12 protein-coding genes are annotated in these 17,196 nt (G+C 61.8%); all 12 read left to right on the top strand.

The features are described from left to right. Positions 1 to 169: 169 nt before the first annotated feature. Complete coding sequence (locus AC1Q6X_RS23575) at positions 170 to 3,274, top strand: DEAD/DEAH box helicase (RefSeq protein WP_492498563.1); 3,105 nt, start codon at positions 170 to 172, stop codon at positions 3,272 to 3,274. 49 nt (positions 3,275 to 3,323) lie between these two features. Further along, positions 3,324 to 4,454, top strand: a complete 1,131-nt coding sequence (locus AC1Q6X_RS23570; RefSeq protein WP_492498562.1) for a PAS domain-containing sensor histidine kinase — start codon at positions 3,324 to 3,326, stop codon at positions 4,452 to 4,454. Between the two features lie 136 nt (positions 4,455 to 4,590). Further along, the gene (locus AC1Q6X_RS23565) at positions 4,591 to 5,271 is read left to right on the top strand and encodes a response regulator transcription factor (protein WP_492498561.1); all 681 of its coding nucleotides are present in this window, start codon (positions 4,591 to 4,593) and stop codon (positions 5,269 to 5,271) included. Positions 5,272 to 5,571: 300 nt separating this feature from the next. Next, the gene (locus tag AC1Q6X_RS23560) at positions 5,572 to 6,279 is read left to right on the top strand and encodes a transposase (RefSeq protein WP_070290325.1); all 708 of its coding nucleotides are present in this window, start codon (positions 5,572 to 5,574) and stop codon (positions 6,277 to 6,279) included. 194 nt (positions 6,280 to 6,473) lie between these two features. After that, on the top strand, positions 6,474 to 11,174 hold the full coding sequence (locus tag AC1Q6X_RS23555) for a glutamate synthase-related protein (protein ID WP_070290323.1): 4,701 nt from the start codon (positions 6,474 to 6,476) through the stop codon (positions 11,172 to 11,174). 79 nt (positions 11,175 to 11,253) lie between these two features. Next, complete coding sequence (locus AC1Q6X_RS23550; protein WP_070219665.1) at positions 11,254 to 12,717, top strand: glutamate synthase subunit beta; 1,464 nt, start codon at positions 11,254 to 11,256, stop codon at positions 12,715 to 12,717. A 259-nt stretch (positions 12,718 to 12,976) separates the two neighbouring features. Continuing rightward, entirely contained in the window at positions 12,977 to 13,786 is an 810-nt protein-coding gene (locus AC1Q6X_RS23545; protein WP_070219703.1) for an ABC transporter ATP-binding protein, read from the top strand. After that, positions 13,783 to 14,565: a lipid asymmetry maintenance ABC transporter permease subunit MlaE gene (gene mlaE, locus AC1Q6X_RS23540; protein WP_070219663.1), complete on the top strand. Its 783-nt coding sequence runs from the start codon at positions 13,783 to 13,785 to the stop codon at positions 14,563 to 14,565. The genes AC1Q6X_RS23545 and mlaE overlap by 4 nt, the downstream gene beginning before the upstream one ends. An 80-nt stretch (positions 14,566 to 14,645) precedes the next feature. Beyond that, positions 14,646 to 15,116, top strand: a complete 471-nt coding sequence (gene mlaD / locus AC1Q6X_RS23535) for an outer membrane lipid asymmetry maintenance protein MlaD (protein ID WP_070219660.1) — start codon at positions 14,646 to 14,648, stop codon at positions 15,114 to 15,116. Beyond that, a complete protein-coding gene (locus tag AC1Q6X_RS23530; RefSeq protein ID WP_492498560.1) occupies positions 15,113 to 15,994 on the top strand; it encodes an MlaA family lipoprotein in 882 nt (293 codons plus the stop codon). Before mlaD ends, AC1Q6X_RS23530 begins: the two co-directional genes overlap by 4 nt. 72 nt (positions 15,995 to 16,066) lie before the next feature. Continuing rightward, complete coding sequence (locus AC1Q6X_RS23525) at positions 16,067 to 16,702, top strand: MlaC/ttg2D family ABC transporter substrate-binding protein (protein ID WP_070219656.1); 636 nt, start codon at positions 16,067 to 16,069, stop codon at positions 16,700 to 16,702. 52 nt (positions 16,703 to 16,754) lie between these two features. Then, on the top strand, positions 16,755 to 17,102 hold the full coding sequence (locus AC1Q6X_RS23520; protein ID WP_034753819.1) for an STAS domain-containing protein: 348 nt from the start codon (positions 16,755 to 16,757) through the stop codon (positions 17,100 to 17,102). Positions 17,103 to 17,196 lie beyond the last annotated feature (94 nt).

The following is a 17,196-nucleotide window of genomic DNA, read 5'->3' as shown; positions in this document are numbered from 1 at the left end:
CTTTTTTGCCGTCAGCGGACCCCAAGTGTCGTATTAAATACTTATTTTTTAGGCATCGCGCATTAAAACTGCTCAAAGAGCGTGTGTGAATCAAGCCAGCAACGCCTGTATGGCGGATAATATTGCCTGTTGCCGATTTGGATACGACCTTTACACAAAAATGCGCCCCATGGATTTTACCCGCGACGAAACCAGTGAAACCCCAGTTGCCCCGGCCAGCGCGCCGGGAGCGCCTTTGCCGTATGCCGTCGCCACCTGGCTGCAGCGGGTGGAGGCTGCCGCCCATCCGAAGGCCGTGCTGACGATTGCCGAGCCCGATCCCAAACTCAACCAGCACCGCCTGATCTACGTGCTGGCGCCCACCAGCGGCGGCCGCCACGTGGCCCTGTGCTTGTACAAGGCGCGGCTGCGGCCGAACGGCGACGTGGCGGCGGCGTCCCCCATCAGCGAAATCTTTTCCCTGCTGTCGGCGCCGCCCACGTTCTTGACGCCGGCCGACGAAGACCTCGTGCGCTTCTTCGTGGCCATGCGCAGCGGGCAGAATTCGCAGACGGGCAGCGCCACGGAGCCGAAGGGCAAGGTGGGTGCGGCCCTGCTGAAAATGCTGGCAGAGCAGGATAAATTGTTGTGGGCCAATTCCTGGGCCGACGTCGGCAATGGTCTCGTGTATCCATTGAAGGAAGGTCCCGTGCGTCCCGCCCGCCTGTTCTGGCGCGACGAAGGCAAGACCATGCGCCTGGGCTGGCAAGTGGACCCGCCGGAAGGCGCGAAGCACCATGGCGCCGACCAGATCGACTACATGCTGCCCACCGATCCGCCGTGGTACATCGACAATCTGTCGTGCGGCGTGCTGGAACTGAACCAGGGCGGCTCCGACATTTCCCTGGCCGACCTGCAGGCGCTGGTGGCGCAGGCGCCGCCCCTGAATGCGAACGACAAGGTGCGCGTGTCGCAGTTGCTGCTGGCGCAAGGCTTGCAGCATCTGATGCCGCTGCCGCAACCGTTGCCGCAGCGCTTGCGCAAGGACGTGCCGGCGCAACCGGTGTTGCTGCTGGACAGTGCCATGCTGGCCGATGGCAGCCTGCAGCGCTGGAGCGACTTCGCCGTGCTGTCCTACGACTACGATGGCGAAAGAGTCTCGTTCGACCCGTCGCAGCGCGTGGTGCGGCAAGTGGGCGAGGTGACGGAAATTATCCAGAGAAATACGGTCGATGAAGCGCGCGCACTGGCCACCCTGGCCGAGCTGCAATTCAAGAAGCCGGGCTCGGCTCCCTTGAGCGGCTTGAAGGGCGCCTTGCTGCTGCCTTCCCAGGCGGAATGGCTGCGTTTTGCCGAGTCCGGCATCGACGCCTTGCTGGAGCAGGGCTGGATCGTGGAAAAGACGTCCAAGTACCGCTACGACGTGAGCGACGTGGGCGACTGGTACGCGGAAATCGATGACCAGGATCCGGACAGCGGCAACGCCTGGTTCGAGCTGGAACTGGGCATCGTCGTCAACCACGAGCGCGTGCCGCTGCTGCCCGTGCTGGTGCAGCTGATCCGCAACGCGCCCAACGATTTCAATCCGAAAGTCATCGAAGCGCATGCGGACGATGACCAGATGCTGGCAACCTTGCCGGACGGCACGCGCGTCGCCCTGCCGTGGGGCCGCGTGCGTCCGATTTTGAACACGCTGGGCGAACTGTATTTCAGCGACAAGATCAAGCGTGCCGTGCGCATGTCGACCCTGGACGCGGCGCGCCTGGAAGAGCTGGCGCGGGGCCTGGACATGCAGTGGACGGGCGGCGAACAGCTGCGCGCCATGGGCCGCAAGCTGAGCCAGTTCGGTTCCGTGCAAAAAGTGGCGGCGCCCGCGGGCCTGCAGGCAACCTTGCGCGACTACCAGGCCGACGGCCTGGCGTGGATGCAATTCCTGCGCGACCATGACCTGGCGGGCATCCTCGCCGATGACATGGGCTTAGGTAAAACGGTGCAAACGCTGGCGCATATCCTCGTGGAAAAGGAAGCGGGCCGCCTTACGCATCCGGCCCTGGTGATTGCACCGACGAGTCTGATGGGCAACTGGCAGGACGAGGCGGCCAAGTTCGCGCCCAGCCTGAAGGTGTTGCTGCTGCAAGGCAAGGACCGCGCCCAGCAATTCGACCAGATCGACCAGTGCGACCTGGTGCTGACCACGTACGCGCTGTTGCCGCGCGACGAGGAAACCTTGCGCGAGCACGATTTCCACCTGGTTATCCTCGACGAATCGCATTACATCAAGAATACGCGCAGCAAGGCGGCGCAAAGCGCGGGCCTGCTGCGCGCGCGCCACCGCCTGTGCTTGTCCGGCACGCCGCTGGAAAATCATTTGGGCGAACTGTGGTCGCAATTCCACTTCCTGCTGCCGGGCTTGCTGGGCGACGAGAAGACGTTCAACACCCAGTTCCGCCACCCGATCGAGCGCCAGGACGACCCGCTGCGCCGCATGCTGCTGAACCGCCGCATCAAACCGTTCCTGCTGCGCCGCACGAAGGACAATGTGGCCAAGGAGCTGCCGCCGAAAACGGAAATGGTGCGCAAGGTGGAATTGACGGGGCCGCAGCGCGACCTGTATGAAACCGTGCGTCTTGCGATGGATCAAAAGGTCCGTGAAGAAATCGACAAGAAGGGCGTGGCGCGCAGCCAGATCGTCATTCTCGAAGCGCTGCTGAAACTGCGCCAGGTCTGCTGCGACCCGCGTCTGGTGAAATCCTTGCCGGCGAAGAAGCAGTCGGCCGGTTCGGCCAAGCTGCTCGACCTGATGCAGATGGTGGAAGACTTGCTCGACGAAGGGCGCAAGATCCTCGTGTTCTCGCAATTTACCAGCATGCTGGAATTGATCGAGGAAGAACTGGAATCGCGCGACATCCCCTACGCGCTGCTGACGGGAGAAACGAAGGACCGGGGCGCGCAAGTGGCGGCCTTCCAGCAGGGCGCCGTGCCCATCTTCCTGATCAGCCTGAAGGCGGGCGGCGTAGGCCTGAACCTGACGGCCGCCGACACGGTCATCCACTACGATCCGTGGTGGAATCCGGCGGCGGAAAACCAGGCCACGGACCGCGCCTGGCGCATCGGCCAGGATAAGCCTGTGTTCGTCTACAAATTGATTGCGAAGGGTACCCTGGAAGAAAAAATCCAGCTGCTGCAGCAAAAGAAATCGGAGCTGGCGCAATCGATCCTGGCCGAAGGCGAATCGCAGAAGATGGCCCTCACGCAGGAAGACTTGCAGCAGATTTTCGCCCCGCTGGAAGATTAAGGGCAGCGCACGCTTATACTTGGCAATTCTTTCTTGCCAGGTATAACGCATGCTGCCTATTTTCCTCCTGCTGCTTGCCGGCGCCGTCCTCATGGCGCTGCGCTTCGTCCAGTTGCGCCGCGCCCTGCTGCGCGCGCGCGCCGGCGAAGCGACGTTCCGCCTGCTGGCCGAACATGGGCGCGACGCGGCCTTCCTGCTCGACGCCACCACCCTCGAATTACGCTACATCAGCCCCGCGGCGCAACGCCTGACCGGTTACGACCAGGCAGCCTTGCGCGAACACGCGGCACGCCTGGCGGCGGACGTGCCGGCCCGGCTGCAGCGCTGGCGCGATGGCGACACCAGCCGTTTGACCCTGCTGCGCGAAGTGGAATTGCCGCACGCCGACGGCCGCCTGCTGGCGCTGGAAATCAGCTCGACCATCGTGCCCGCGTCGGCGAGGGAACGGGGCATCACCATCGTCGGCACGGTGCGCGACGTCAGCGCCGCCCAGGCGCAGGAAGCCGAGCGGGAAAAGGAGCAGAAGCGTTTCGCCTCGATGCTGTCGCATGAATTCCGCACGCCGCTGGCCACCATCGACGGCGCCATCCAGCGCCTCGTCTCGACATCCCGAGACGCCGACGAGGCCACGCGCAAGCGCTATGTCAAAATTCAGACGGCCGTCGACCGTTTGTTGGCCATGATCGACGACTATTTGTCGCCCGAACGCATGGCGGCCATCGGCCGCGAGCGGGCGGCCGATGGCATCGCGCCGCTGGCCTTGTTGCAGCAGGCGGCCGCCACCGTGCCGGCCAGCCACCGCGTACAGCTGGAACTCGATGAAGACTTGCCGGCCCGGCTGCGCTGCGACGTGCCCGGTATGGCCCTGTGCCTGAAAATCCTGCTCGACAACGCGGTCAAGTTCAGCCCGCCGGGCAGCAGCATCACCGTGTCGGGCAAGCTGGTGCCCGAAGGCGGCGTGGCGCTGTGTGTGCGCGATGCGGGGCCCGGTTTGCGGGAAGAAGAACTGGCGCAGCTGTTCGAAAAAGGTTTCCGTGGAACCGATGCAACGCATGCCGGTGCGGGCCTGGGCCTGTACATGGCGCGCGCCGTGGTGGACGTGCATGGCGGGAGTTTGCAGGGGCATAATCTGCCCGAAGGCGGGGCTATTTTCCGCATTTGGCTGCCGCTTCCTGGCTAGACTAGAAAAAAGTTGCTTCCGCTGAAGGCAACCGTGATAATTCCTTGACGTAAACCTATTGTGCCGTCCATCATGGTGCAGAAGTGAATGGCATGGTTTGCCCACGGTAGCTCACTAATGGAAGAATGGCGTTGCAATGACGAAAATACTGATCGTCGAAGACAATCTGGACTACGCCGAAGACATGGCGGAGTTTCTCGTTGAGCTCGAACACGAAGTGCATATCACCAGCTCCGCTGGCGGGATGTGGACGGCGTTGAGCCATGGCAATGTCGGGGTGGTCGTGCTGGACCTGGGCTTGCCCGATGAGGATGGCTTCAACGTCATCCCCCGCATGCGCCAGCTGTATCCGCAGATCGGCGTGCTGGTGCTGACGGGGCGTGTCGCCTTCGACAGCCGCATCCTCGGCTTGCGCCTCGGCGCCGACCACTATCTGACCAAGCCGATCAAATTCCCCGAACTGGCCGCCCACATCGAGGCGCTCGACCGCCGAGTCGGCCCGCAAGATCCCGTGCCCGAGCCGGGCAAGTGGACCTTGAAAGTAAGCGCTCGCCAACTTGAATTGATGGGCGCCGTCATCGCCCTGACGGAAAAAGAATTCAACTTCCTGCACCTGCTGACCATCAATACCCGCCCCGTGCCGCGCGACGTCATCGTGGCCTGCATGGGCGGCGAAGATCCCGATGCGGGCCGCCGGGTCGACATGCTCGTGTACCGCCTGCGCAAGAAAGCCAAGACCGGCCTGGGCCAGGACTTGCCGCTGCGCAGCGCGTATGGCGAGGGCTACAGCCTGTCGGCCAGTTTTAACCTGTCCTGACCGCCAGAGGCGGCCAGTAGCATGAAACGGCGATTCCTATCTGGCCTGTTGTTGATCGTTGCACTGGCCAGTGCCGCTCTCTGGCTGCGCAAGGAGTGGAAAATTGATAGTTGCCTCGATCATGGTGGTCGTTGGGACTACCAACTTGCCGCCTGCGAAGGTGCATAGTCTCCTGCAGGACAATTCAGGGACAGAGTCAATCGCTTTTTCCAGCATTTCAAATAAAACAGGGTCAGAGTCGCGTCCTGCGCTCGCAAGTGTGTAAAATCAAGGCCTTAGCCTTCACTTTTCGATTTTGCCATGGCCCGTTTGCCCCGCCTCATCATTCCCGCACTACCCCATTACGTGATCCAGCGCGGCAGCAACCGCCAGAGCGTGTTCCAGGACGCGGCGGACTATGCCCAATTTCTGTCCTGGCTGAAAACGGGCGCGAAAATGTTCAAGGTGGCCATCCATGCCTACGTTTTATTGCCAGATCAGCTACATTTATTGGCGACGCCAGCCGATGCGACGGGACTGGGACAGCTGATGCAGTGGCTGGGACGCTATTACGTGCCGTATTTCAACCAGAAATACGGCCGTGAAGGGGCGCTGTGGCAGGGACGCTACAAAACTTCCGTCATCGATCCCGACAATTTCTTCCTTACTTGCTGCCGTTACCTGGAATGCGTGCCCGTGCAAACGAGGTTGGCGGGCCAGGCGCTCGATTACAGCTGGTCCAGCTATGCCCACCACGCCGGTGTGCGGCCCGATCCCGTCATCACCGACCATGCGCTGTACTGGGCGCTGGGCAACACGCCGTTCGACCGCGAGGCGGCGTATCTGCGCCTGTTCGAGCAGGGACTGGGCAGCAGCGAGGTGAAAACCGTGGAACAGGCTGTTTTGAAGGGCTGGCCGCTTGGTTCCGACGCTTTCAAGCAGGCGCTGGAGCAGAAAATGCAGCGGCAAGTACTGCCGGCCAAGCGGGGCCGTCCCCGCAAAGTCGCGGCCGCAACGGACGCCAATTGAAAAGCATTCGCATTTAAAACAAAAAATGGTTTCTTTCTGACGTTTTATTGAAATGGCTTCGACTATGTCCCTATTAAATTTTTAGAGCGACGGAATCGAATTTAATTCGACTCCGACCCTAATTGTTCTGGTTGAGTTTTTTGTTGCGTTGCACTACTCTAGTTTTTCGATAGTCATATGCAGCGGAGAAGCCCATGAAAGCGCAAGGCCTGTACGACCCAGCCAATGAACACGATGCCTGCGGCGTCGGTTTCGTCGCCCATATCAAGGGCAACAAGACCCATTCGATCGTCGAACAGGGTTTGCTGATTCTGAAAAACCTCGATCACCGGGGCGCCGTGGGCGCCGATGCGCTGATGGGCGATGGCGCCGGCATCCTGATCCAGATTCCCGACCAGTACTACCGCGAAGAAATGGCCAAGCAGGGCGTGGAATTGCCGCCGCCTGGCGAATACGGCGTGGGCATGGTCTTCCTGCCGAAGGAACACGCGTCGCGCATCGCCTGCGAACAGGAAATCGAACGCGCCGTGCGCATCGAGGGCCAGGTCGTGCTGGGCTGGCGCAACGTGCCCATCGATACGGACATGCCGATGTCGCCCACCGTGCGCGCCAAGGAACCGGTCATCCGCCAGATCTTCATCGGCCGCGGCCCGGACATCATGGTCACCGACGCGCTCGAGCGCAAACTGTATGTGATCCGCAAATCGTCGGGCCACGCCATCCAGGCCTTGAAGCTGTTGCACGGCAAGGAATTCTTCGTGCCGTCGATGTCGGCCCGTACCATCGTCTACAAAGGCTTGCTGCTGGCCGACCAGGTGGGCGTGTACTACAAGGACTTGCAGGACGCGCGCTGCATCTCGGCCCTGGCGCTGGTGCACCAGCGTTTCTCGACGAATACCTTCCCCGAATGGCCGCTGGCCCACCCGTACCGCCTGATCGCCCATAACGGCGAGATCAACACGGTGAAAGGCAACTTCAACTGGATGCGCGCGCGCGAAGGCGTGATGAAGTCGGCCGTGCTGGGCGACGACCTGCAGAAACTGTTCCCGCTGATCTATGAAGGCCAGTCCGACACGGCCTGCTTCGACAATGCGCTGGAATTGCTGCTGATGGCCGGCTACCCGATCGCCCAGGCGATGATGATGATGATTCCGGAAGCGTGGGAAAACCACACGACGATGGATGACAACCGCCGCGCCTTCTATGAATACCACGCGGCCATGATGGAACCGTGGGACGGCCCGGCCGCCATGGCATTCACGGACGGCCGCCACATCGGCGGCACCCTGGACCGCAACGGCTTGCGTCCGGCACGCTACATCGTCACGGACGACGACCTGGTGGTGATGGCGTCGGAATCGGGCGTGCTGCCGATCCCGGAATCGAAAATCATCCAGAAATGGCGCTTGCAGCCCGGTAAAATGTTCCTGATCGACCTGGAAGCGGGCCGCATCATCGACGACCAGGAACTGAAAAACACTTACGCCAACGCCAAGCCGTACAAGGCGTGGATCAACTCGGTGCGCATCAAGCTCGACGAGATCAAGCTGGCCGAAGGACAAGCCAAGCAAGACCGCGCCCAGGGCGAAAAAGCCCAGCCGTCGCTGCTCGACCGCCAGCAGGCGTTCGGCTACACGCAGGAAGACTTGAAATTCCTCATGGCGCCGATGGCACTGGCCGGCGAAGAGGCGACGGGCTCGATGGGCAATGACTCGCCGCTGGCCGTCATGTCGAACAAATTGAAGCCTTTGTATAACTACTTCAAGCAATTGTTCGCGCAAGTGACGAATCCGCCGATCGACCCGATCCGCGAAGCGATGGTGATGTCGCTGGTGTCCTTCATCGGCCCGAAACCGAATTTGCTCGACACCAACAACGTCAACCCGCCGATGCGCCTGGAAGTGGCGCAGCCCGTGCTGGGCTTTGACGACATGGCGCGTCTGCGCAACATCAGCGCCCACACGGGCGGCAAGTTCAAGTCGTACGAGCTGGACATCTGCTACCCGCTGGCCTGGGGCAAGGAAGGCGTGGAAGCGTGCCTGGCCTCGCTGTGCGCGGAAGCCGTCGACGCCGTGAAATCCGGCCACAACATCCTGATCGTCTCGGACCGCGCCATCTGCGCCGACCAGGTGGCGATCCCCGCGCTGCTGGCCACGTCCACCGTACACCAGCACCTGGTGAGCAAGGGTTTACGGGCGTCCACCGGTCTCGTCGTGGAAACGGGCTCGGCCCGCGAAACGCACCACTTCGCCTTGCTGGCCGGCTATGGCGCGGAAGCCGTCCACCCGTACCTGGCCATGGAAACCCTGGCCGAGATGGCGCACGGCTTGCCCGGCGACCTGTCGGGCGACAAAGCCATCTATAACTACACCAAGGCGGTCGGCAAAGGCTTGATGAAGGTCATGTCGAAGATGGGCATTTCGACCTACATGTCGTACTGCGGCGCGCAAATCTTCGAAGCCATCGGCCTGAACAAGTCGCTGGTGGACAAATACTTCAAGGGCACGGCCTCGAACGTGGAAGGCATCGGCGTGTTTGAAGTGGCGGAAGAAGCGCTGCGCCTGCACGCGCTGGCCTTCGGCAACGATCCCGTGCTGGTCGATAAGCTCGACGCGGGCGGCGAGTATGCGTTCCGCGTGCGCGGCGAAGACCACATGTGGACGCCGGACGCGATTGCGAAATTGCAGCACTCCACGCGCAGCAACAATTTCTCCAGCTATAAGGAGTATGCGCAAATCATTAACGACCAGAGCCGTCGCCACCTGACCCTGCGCGGCCTGTTCGAATTCAAGCTCGACCCGACCAAGGCGATCCCGCTCGACGAAGTGGAACCGGCCAAGGAAATCGTCAAGCGTTTCGCCACGGGCGCCATGTCGCTCGGCTCCATCAGCACGGAAGCGCACGCAACGCTGGCAGTGGCCATGAACCGCATCGGCGGCAAGTCGAACACGGGCGAGGGCGGCGAAGATCCGAACCGCTACACGCAGGAACTGAAGGGCATCCCGATCCGCCAGGGCGACACCATGGCGTCCGTCGTGGGCGCCGAGCAGATCGTCGTCGACATTCCGCTGCAGGAAGGCGATTCCATGCGCTCGCGCATCAAGCAGGTGGCGTCGGGACGTTTCGGCGTCACGGCCGCCTACCTGAACTCGGCCGACCAGATCCAGATCAAGATGGCGCAGGGCGCCAAACCGGGCGAAGGCGGCCAGTTGCCGGGCCATAAGGTGTCCGAATACATCGCCAGCCTGCGCTTTTCCGTGCCGGGCGTGGGCCTGATTTCGCCGCCGCCGCACCACGACATCTATTCGATCGAAGATCTGGCGCAGCTGATCCATGACTTGAAGAACGCCAATCCGCGCGCCTCGATTTCCGTGAAGCTGGTGTCGGAAGTAGGCATCGGCACGGTCGCTGCCGGCGTCACCAAGGCCAAGGCCGACCACGTGGTCGTTGCCGGCCACGATGGCGGCACGGGCGCCTCGCCTCTGTCGTCCGTGAAACATGCGGGCACGCCGTGGGAGTTGGGTCTGGCTGAAACGCAACAAACGCTGGTCTTGAACGGTTTGCGCAGCCGCATCCGCGTGCAGGCCGACGGCCAGATGAAGACGGGCCGCGACGTGGTCATCGCCGCCCTGCTGGGCGCCGACGAGATCGGTTTCGCCACGGCGCCGCTGGTGGTCGAAGGTTGCATCATGATGCGTAAATGCCACTTGAACACGTGCCCGGTGGGCGTGGCCACGCAAGATCCCGTGCTGCGCGCCAAGTTCTCGGGCAAACCCGAGTATGTCGTCAATTACTTCTTCTTCGTTGCCGAGGAAGCCCGTCAATTGATGGCGCAGCTGGGCATCCGCACGTATGACGAGCTGATCGGCCGGGTCGACTTGCTCGACAAATCGAAGGCGATTTCGCACTGGAAGGCGCAGGGGCTGGACTTCTCGTCCATCTTCTACAAGCCGGAAACCCCGGATGGCCAGGCTTGCCGCCACGTGGAATTCCAGGACCATGCGCTGGAAAAGGCGCTCGACCACAAGCTGATCGCGCAAGCGCGCGCGGCGCTGGAAAAGGGCGAGCGCGTCTCCTTCATCTCGCCCGTGCGCAACTTGAACCGCACGGTGGGCACCATGCTGTCCGGCGAAGTTGCGAAGAAATACGGCCACGCCGGCTTGCCGGACGACACCATCCACATCCAGTTGCAAGGCACGGCGGGCCAGTCGGCCTGTGCCTTCCTGGCGCACGGCATCACGATCGACCTGGTGGGCGAGGGCAACGATTACGTCGGTAAAGGCTTGTCGGGCGGACGCATCATCGTGCGGCCCAATACCGAGTTCCGCGGCTGGGCCGTGGACAACATCATCATCGGCAACACGGTGCTGTACGGCGCCATCGCCGGCGAAGCCTTCTTCAACGGCGTGGCCGGTGAACGCTTTGCCGTGCGCAACTCGGGCGCCACCACGGTGGTCGAGGGCCTGGGCGACCATGGCTGCGAATACATGACGGGCGGCACGGTGGTGGTCTTGGGCAACACGGGACGCAACTTCGCGGCCGGCATGTCGGGCGGTATCGCCTATGTATATGACCCGGCCGGCGACTTTGCCAGCAAGTGCAACACGGCCATGGTCAGCCTGGACAAGGTCGTGTCGGCGGCGGAACAGCATGTCGACCGCGACGCCTGGCACACGCAGCACCGCGACGGCGTGCCGGAAGCGGACGAAGTCATCCTCAAGCGCCTGATCGAGCGTCACTTCAAGCACACGGGCAGCACCCGCGCCCGCGTCCTGCTCGACGACTGGGCTGCGGCGCGCGGCAAGTTCGTGAAAGTCTTCCCGAACGAATACAAGCGCGCGCTGATCGAGATGGCAGCGGACGCCGCCATGGAAGTGCAAGCCGTCGCCGCCTGAGCCAGCCAAGCTCATTGCCAAATGAATGACCAGGGAGCGGCCCGGCCGCTCCCCGCCAGCCAAATACAAAGGAAACATCGTGGGTAAAATTACCGGCTTCATGGAATTCAAGCGCCAGGACGAACACTATCTGGAGCCTGCCGCGCGTCTGAAGAACTACAAGGAATTCGTCTTGCACCTGTCGGACGCGCAAGCGACCGTGCAGGGTGCGCGCTGCATGGATTGCGGCATTCCCTTCTGCACCACGGGTTGCCCCGTGAATAACATCATTCCCGACTGGAATGACCTGGTATACCGCGGCGCCTACCGCGAAGCGCTCGATATCCTGCATTCGACGAATAACTTCCCGGAATTTACGGGCCGCATCTGCCCGGCGCCGTGCGAATCGGCCTGTACCCTGGGTATCCATGAAGATCCGGTCGGCATCAAGTCGATCGAGCATAAAATCATCGACATGGGCTGGGAGCACGGCTGGGTCACGCCGCAGCCGGCGAGTTTTAGCACCGGCAAAAAAGTGGCCATCGTCGGCTCCGGTCCCGCCGGGCTGGCGGCGGCGCAGCAGCTGGCGCGCGCCGGCCATGCCGTCACCGTGTTCGAGAAAAGCGACCGGGTCGGTGGCTTGTTGCGTTACGGCATCCCCGACTTCAAGATGGAAAAGTCGCACATCGACCTGCGCGTGAAACAGATGGAGGCCGAAGGCGTCGTGTTCCGCACCAGCGTGCTGGTCGGCAAGGATTTCCCTGCCAACGTGAACAACTGGGCCAAGGAAACCATTTTCCCGGAAGACCTGGAAAAAGAATTTGACGCCGTCATCATGGCCGGCGGCGCCGAGCAGCCGCGCGACTTGCCCGTGCCGGGCCGCGAGCTGAAAGGCGTGCACTTCGCCATGGATTTCCTGCCGCTGCAAAACAAGGTCAACGCGGGCGACAAGCTCAAGGACCAGATCAAGGCGACGGGCAAGCACGTGGTGGTGATCGGCGGCGGCGACACAGGTTCCGACTGTGTTGGCACCTCGAACCGCCATGGCGCCGCCTCGGTGGCCCAGTTCGAACTGATGCCGCAGCCGCCGGAACAGGAAAACAAGCCGCTGGTCTGGCCGTACTGGCCGACCAAGCTGCGCACCTCGTCCTCGCACGAGGAAGGCTGCGAGCGCGACTGGGCCGTGGCCACCAAGCGTTTCGAAGGCAAGGGCGGCAAGGTGGAAAAGCTGATCGCCTGCAGAGTCGAATGGAAAGACGGCAAGATGAGCGAAGTGCCGAACTCGGAATTCGAGATGAAGGCGGATCTGGTCTTCCTGGCCATGGGTTTTGTTTCACCAGTACAACAAGTGTTGCAAGCGTTCGGCGTCGATACAGATGCGCGCGGCAATGTCAAGGCGACAACGGATGGCGCCGGCTGCTACCAGACCTCGGTGGCCAAGGTGTTTGCGGCCGGCGACATGCGCCGTGGCCAGTCGCTGGTGGTGTGGGCCATCCGCGAAGGGCGCCAGTGCGCGCGCGCCGTCGATGAGTTCCTGATGGGGGCATCCGTGCTGCCACGCTAATTAACGAGCAACTGTTCGTTTTTTTGACAGGGCCACGGCGCGGATTGCGGCGTGGCCCTTGTTATTTTAGTTATCAAGTGGACGGCCATGAACGCCGGCGGATGGGGGCGCGATGCGCAGGTCAAATTTCCACTACAATATCTGACTTTCGATTCATTAGTGTTGTATTCTTCCCCTTTACGGGGCTGTCCCAAGGGGTGTCTCAGCAGAGGTTGGCGTTTCTGCACTACAATACGCCATTAAAATAGTGAGCTTCGTCGTGCCAAATCTTGTTGAGATCCGTGATTTACACTTTGCCTATGGAGAACGTTCGATTTTATCGGGCCTTCAAATGGATTTCCCACGTGGAAAAGTTGTGGCCGTCATGGGTGGCTCCGGCAGTGGCAAGACGACCGTACTGCGCCTGATCGGCGGGCAGTTGCGCCCCAGTTCCGGTTCCGTGAATGTGGACGGCCAGATCGTGCATACGCTGGGAACCGACGAGCTGTATCAGCTGCGCCGCAAGATGGGCATGCTGTTCCAGCACGGCGCGCTGTTTACGGACCTGACGGCGTTCGAAAACGTGGCCTTCCCCCTGCGCGAACACACGGACTTGAATGAAGAGCTGATCCGCACCCTGGTGCTGATGAAGCTGCACGCCGTGGGTTTACGCAATGCGGCGCAATTGAAGCCGGCCGAGATTTCTGGCGGCATGGGCCGCCGCGTGGCGCTGGCGCGCGCCATCGCGCTCGACCCTGAACTGATCATGTACGACGAGCCCTTCGCCGGCCTGGACCCGATTTCCATGGGCGTGACGGCCAATTTGATCCGCAATTTGAACGATGCGCTGGGCTCCACGTCTATCCTGGTATCGCACGATGTGAAGGAGTGTTTCGCCATCGCTGATTACGTCTATTTTCTGTCATCGGGCAAAATTGTGGCGCACGGCACGCCGGCCGAGATGGCCGTGTCGACGCATCCGTACGTCAAGCAATTCGTCAATGCCGAGGCCGATGGCCCCGTGCCGTTCCATTACCCGGGCAAGTCGCTGGCCGACGACCTGGGCCTGCATGCGGGAGCGGGCCGATGATCGCGCGTTTCCTCGCGTCGATCGGAGCATGGTTGCGCAATTCGGTACAAGACCTCGGCTTTGCCGTGCGTTCGTTCTTTATCATCATCGCCTCGTCGGGCGGCCTGTGGCGCCGTCCGCGCCTGGTGATCGAGCAACTGTTTTTTATCGGTAACCGCTCGCTGGTGATTACCGCCGTCTCCGGCCTGTTTGTCGGCATGGTGCTGGGTTTGCAAGGCTATTACACCTTGACCACGTATGGCGCCGAGCAGTCGCTGGGCTTGCTGGTGGCGCTGTCGCTGACGCGCGAACTGGGCCCTGTCGTCACGGCGCTGCTGTTCGCCGGCCGCGCCGGCACCTCGCTGACGGCGGAAATCGGCCTGATGAAGGCGGGCGAGCAACTGTCGGCCATGGAAATGATGGCCGTCAACCCGATCCAGCGCGTGCTGGCGCCCCGTTTCTGGGCCGGCGTGATCGCCATGCCGATTCTGGGCGCCATCTTCACGGCCGTCGGCATCATCGGCAGCTACCTGGTCGGCGTGGTGCTGATCGGCGTCGATGAAGGCTCGTTCTGGTCGCAGATGCAAGGCGGCGTGGATGTCTGGAAAGAAGTGGGCAACGGCACCATCAAGAGCCTGGTGTTCGGCATCGCGGTGACCTTCATCGCGCTGTTCCAGGGTTACCAGGCGCAGCCGACGCCGGAAGACGTGTCCGGCGCCACCACGCGCACAGTGGTCATTTCGTCGTTGATGGTGTGGTGGCTCGATTTCATGATGACGGCGTTGATGTTTAGCAAGTAATTGCCGATAGGCGACAAAATTATCGGCCTGGGCAGTGTTCTGCGCAGGTGGCGGCAAGTAAAAATTATTTAGGATTGTTTATGCAACGTAAATCTTTGGATGTCTGGGTCGGCTTGTTCGTCTTGCTGGGTGTGGCGGCATTGATGTTTTTGGCGCTCAAGGCCGGCAATATGAGCTCGCTGTCTTTCAGCAAGACGTATACCATTACGGCCAAGTTCGACAATATTGGCGGCCTCAAGCCGCAGGCGCCCGTCAAGGGCGCTGGCGTGGTGGTGGGGCGCGTGGCGGAGATCCGCTTTGACGACAAGACGTATCAGGCGCTGGTGAAACTCGATATCGAAGATGGCTACAAATTTCCGAAAGACAGCTCGGCCAAGATTTTGACGGCCGGTTTGCTGGGTGAGCAATATATCGGCCTGGAAGCAGGCGGCGATTTGGCGAACCTGGCAGAGGGCGACAAGATCGCCCGTACTCAATCGGCCACAGTGCTGGAAGACCTGATCAATCAGTTCATCTACAGCAAGGCAGCGGAAGGAAAGGACAGCAAATGAGCGAGTCGACCAAGAAACCCCAAGGCAGCCTGGCGCGTATCGGCCTGGCCATGGCCATCGCCGCCAGCGTGAGCGCCTGCGCCACCGGCACCAATCCGCGCGACCCGCTGGAAGGGTATAACCGCGCGATGTTCAAGTTCAACGATACCGTTGACCAGGTGGCCCTGAAACCGGTCGCCACGGCCTACAAGACGGTGACGCCGTCGTTCGTGCAAACGGGCGTGGGCAACTTCTTCGGCAACCTGGCCGATGTGTGGAGTGCCGTGAACAACTTGCTGCAAGGCAAGGGTGAAGCGGGCTTGCAAGACGTCGTGCGCGTCAGCATGAACTCGACTTTCGGCATCCTCGGCCTGATCGACATCGCGTCGCAGGCCGGCATTCCCAAGCATAACGAAGACTTTGGCCAGACCCTGGGCTGGTACGGCGTCCAGTCGGGTCCGTACGTGATGCTGCCGCTGCTGGGCCCATCGACCGTGCGCGACACGGTGGCCTTGCCGCTCGATATCGCGGGCGACCCATGGCGCTACAAGGATCCCGTCAATGTACGCAATATCGGCACGGTGACGCGCGTGGTCGACAAGCGCGCCGCGCTGCTCGACGCGACCAACCTGATGGAAGCGGCCGCGCTGGACCGTTATGAATTCATCCGCGACGGCTTCCTGCAAGCGCGTGAAAGCAAGGTTTTCGATGGCGATACGGACCGCCGCGACCGCAAAGTGCCAAAAAACGACAGCAGCGATTACGAGCCGGAGTACGAGGCAAAACCGCAAGCTGCCAATGACGCGCCTGCGGCCACGGCCGCCGCCGAGGTGGCGCCAGCGGACCTCGTAACATCTGGTAGCAATACCGTTGCTTCCGAGGCCAGGCCCCAGGAGTAAACTCCCGTACAGAAACACCACGGCTGCGATCAACGCCAGCCGGTGCATAGCAACACCATGAAAGGTAGAACCATGAAATTGATGAAACAACTGCTGGCGATGGCGACCATCGCCTTTGCCACCGCCGCCCAGGCCGCTCCTGCTGTCGAAGCGCCGGACGTCTTGGTCAAGCGCATCAGCCAGGACGTGATCGACACGGCCAAGAACGACAAGGCCATCCAGGCTGGCGATATCAAGCGCGTCACCGAGTTGGTAGAAAGCAAAATCCTGCCTTACGTGGATTTCCAGCGCATGACGGCCCTGGCCGCCGGCCGCTTCTGGCGCGACGCCACGCCGGACCAGCAAAAGCAGCTGTCGGCGGAATTCCGCACGCTGCTGATCTACACGTATTCGGGCGCCCTGTCGCAGATCAAGAACGAAACCGTGGAATTCAAGCCGCTGCGCGCCGACCCGGCTGACACGGAAGTGGAAGTGCGTTCGCAGGTCAACGTGGCGCGCGGCGAACCCGTGCCCCTGAACTACCGCGTGGCGAAAACCCCGTCCGGCTGGAAGATCTATGACATCAACGTGCTGGGCGCGTGGCTGGTGGAAACGTACAAAAGCAGCTTCGCCAGCGAGATCAGCAAGGGCGGCATCGATGGCCTGATCAAGACCTTGCAGGCAAAAAACAAGGCCCTGGCCAGCCGTCCCGCTGCCAAAGCCAAATAATCGGCTATCATATAGCTCCAGACCCAGCTCCAGACCAGCGCAGCCCGACGCCATGCCCGACTCTCTCGACACCTTGCAGTCCCTGACTTCCCTGACCGTGCACAATGCCACTTCGGCATTGGAGCAGGGTCTGGACGCCATCCGCTCGGGTCAGACCAAGTTCGACTTGCGCAACGTCAAGGCCGTCGATTCGGCCGCCGTGTCCGTCATGCTGACGTGGCAGCGCGCCGCGCAGGATGCGGGCGCCGTGCTGGAGCTGAAAAACCTGCCGAACAACCTGAAAAACCTCACCAAGCTGTATGGCGTCTGCTCGCTCGTCTCGAGCACGTTGACGGCCGACGACTGCGCCAGCGCCGGCGGCCACGCCGAACGCAGCCCGTCCGACCTGCATCATCATTGATCCTGTCCCACTCCCCGCATCAGCAGTAGCTTTCAAGCCGGCAGGCCAGCAGCGCCGCCGGATTGATCTCCAAGTGTTCCACGAATTTTCCAAC

This window comes from Janthinobacterium sp. GW823-FHT06H09, from assembly GCF_058794735.1.
This window is presented reverse-complemented; position numbering and strand designations above follow the sequence as displayed.

What these genes read in the sequence shown, in the direction of transcription:
- AC1Q6X_RS23530 (WP_492498560.1), top strand. Translation starts at nt 15,113, where the DNA reads ATGAGCGAGTCGACCAAGAAACCCCAAGGCAGCCTGGCGCGTATCGGC.
- AC1Q6X_RS23565 (WP_492498561.1), top strand. Translation starts at nt 4,591, where the DNA reads ATGACGAAAATACTGATCGTCGAAGACAATCTGGACTACGCCGAAGAC.
- AC1Q6X_RS23520 (WP_034753819.1), top strand. Translation starts at nt 16,755, where the DNA reads ATGCCCGACTCTCTCGACACCTTGCAGTCCCTGACTTCCCTGACCGTG.
- mlaD (WP_070219660.1), top strand. Translation starts at nt 14,646, where the DNA reads ATGCAACGTAAATCTTTGGATGTCTGGGTCGGCTTGTTCGTCTTGCTG.
- AC1Q6X_RS23560 (WP_070290325.1), top strand. Translation starts at nt 5,572, where the DNA reads ATGGCCCGTTTGCCCCGCCTCATCATTCCCGCACTACCCCATTACGTG.
- AC1Q6X_RS23570 (WP_492498562.1), top strand. Translation starts at nt 3,324, where the DNA reads ATGCTGCCTATTTTCCTCCTGCTGCTTGCCGGCGCCGTCCTCATGGCG.
- AC1Q6X_RS23525 (WP_070219656.1), top strand. Translation starts at nt 16,067, where the DNA reads ATGAAATTGATGAAACAACTGCTGGCGATGGCGACCATCGCCTTTGCC.
- AC1Q6X_RS23575 (WP_492498563.1), top strand. Translation starts at nt 170, where the DNA reads ATGGATTTTACCCGCGACGAAACCAGTGAAACCCCAGTTGCCCCGGCC.
- mlaE (WP_070219663.1), top strand. Translation starts at nt 13,783, where the DNA reads ATGATCGCGCGTTTCCTCGCGTCGATCGGAGCATGGTTGCGCAATTCG.
- AC1Q6X_RS23555 (WP_070290323.1), top strand. Translation starts at nt 6,474, where the DNA reads ATGAAAGCGCAAGGCCTGTACGACCCAGCCAATGAACACGATGCCTGC.